The organism is Streptomyces sp. NRRL F-5126, assembly GCF_000721265.1.
In the GTDB taxonomy this organism is placed as follows: domain Bacteria; phylum Actinomycetota; class Actinomycetes; order Streptomycetales; family Streptomycetaceae; genus Streptomyces.
Window position 1 is genome coordinate 1 of sequence record NZ_JOFZ01000157.1, and the last position, 229, is coordinate 229.

Consider the following 229-nt stretch of genomic DNA (forward strand, 5'->3'; position numbering starts at 1 on the left):
GAGGAGTGACCAGTCGGTGTGTGGGGCGAGGGCGTCGGCGCAGGCCTGCATGTGGGTGCGGAAGACACTGCTGGTCTCTAGGAGTTCGCGGCCCATGCCGGGCCATTGCGAACCCTGGCCGGGGAATACGAACGCGATCTTGCCCGGGACGCGGGAATGGTGATCGGTGGGGCCGGTCACCAGGTGCGGTGAGGGCCGGCCGTCCTGGAGTGCGGTGAGGGCGTCGAGG

Annotated in this window: 1 protein-coding gene; it reads right to left on the bottom strand. The window is 69.4% G+C overall.

Annotation, left to right across the window (positions count from 1 at the left end):
* The coding region (locus IH48_RS34150; RefSeq protein WP_037844351.1) for an acyltransferase domain-containing protein at positions 1-229 on the bottom strand (229 nt) is incomplete at both ends.